Source organism: Oculatella sp. LEGE 06141, from assembly GCF_015207605.1.
Lineage (GTDB): Bacteria > Cyanobacteriota > Cyanobacteriia > Elainellales > Elainellaceae > Oculatella.
Genome location: NZ_JADEWO010000143.1, coordinates 1 through 1,353, shown reverse-complemented (window position 1 = coordinate 1,353; position 1,353 = coordinate 1). Strand labels below are relative to the sequence as shown.

Here is a 1,353-nt window from a genome sequence, read left to right as displayed (position 1 = left end):
GAGACTGATCAGGATTTTGTGTAAGCGGTCTAAAATCCCAGTAACTCAGGAGACCGCATCATGGCAAGAAAGAAGAACGAAACCAATCGCGTTGATGAGATGCTCGATGAACTGTTGGCAGACTGCCAGAGTCCAGAGGATATCCTGGGCGAATCGGGTTTACTCAAACAATTGAGCAAACGGCTGATTGAACGGGCTTTGGCTGGGGAGTTGAACCACCATCTCAAGGTCGAAAAGGCAGTCGAGTTTGACCAGTCGGCTTCAGAGAACCTGCCCCGTGGTAATAGCCGCAATGGCTACTCGAAAAAGACAGTGCAGTCGAACCACGGCGAGATGGACTTGGCGATCCCCCGCGACCGCAATGGTGAGTTTGAACCAGTGCTGGTGCCCAAGCACCAACGACGCTTAGCTGGGCTCGATGAGAAGATTCTGCTGCTGTATGCAAGGGGGTTGAGCACTCGCGACATCAGTGCCCAGTTGGAAGAACTCTATGGCGTGAACGTCTCCCCTGCTCTCATCAGCGAGGTCACTGATAGCGTCAGCGACGAGGTAAAAGTTTGGCAGGTGCGTCCTTTAGAGGAGGTGTACCCAATCCTTTATCTGGATGCTTTGTACGTCAATATCAAGGTTTCCGGGCGCGTCAGCAAACGAGCGGTCTACGTCGTGTTGGGCATCAACCGCGAGGGCAATAAGGAACTGCTAGGGTTGTGGATTGGAGAAGCCGAAGCAGAGGGAGCCAAGTTCTGGCTCAAAGTGTTGACGGACCTTAAAAACCGAGGCTTAAAGGATATTCTGATTGCCTGCTGTGATGGGCTGGTAGGCTTTCCCCAAGCAATTGAGACCCTCTATCCCAAAACCCAGGTGCAGTTGTGTATCGTGCATTTAATTCGTAATTGCCTGCGCTATGTTCCTTGGAAGGATGCAAAAGCGGTGGCAGCAGACCTCAAGCCCATTTATCAAGCGGTGACACTTGAGCAAGCAGAAGCAGCCCTTGATGCCTTTGCAGCCAAGTGGGATCATCTTTATCCAGCGATTAGCCAGATTTGGATTCGACATTGGGAGAACATTATTCCTATCTTTGAGTATCCGATGGATATTCGCAAAGTTATCTACACGACTAATGCGATTGAGTCGCTCAATCGTTCATTACGCAAGGTGATTAAGACCAAGGCGGTGTTCCCGGATGAAGAGTCCGTGTTCAAGTTGATATATTTGGCAATGAACAACATTGCCAAGCGGTGGAACCGACCGATTCAAAATTGGAAGGCAGCGTTGTCACATTTTGCTATCCTATTTCCAGGACGCTTCAACTTTTGACGATCTAAAGGCTTACACAAAAATTTGACCACTCTC

Annotated in this window: 1 protein-coding gene; it reads left to right on the top strand. The window is 49.7% G+C overall.

Annotated elements, in window-relative coordinates:
• Positions 1-60 precede the first annotated feature (60 nt).
• A complete protein-coding gene (locus IQ268_RS31960; RefSeq protein WP_193887508.1) occupies positions 61-1,317 on the top strand; it encodes an IS256 family transposase in 1,257 nt (418 codons plus the stop codon).
• The last annotated feature ends 36 nt before the right edge of the window (positions 1,318-1,353 follow it).

Excerpts from the sequence above, each read along its gene's own strand:
- IQ268_RS31960 (WP_193887508.1), top strand. The coding sequence starts at position 61 with ATGGCAAGAAAGAAGAACGAAACCAATCGCGTTGATGAGATGCTCGAT.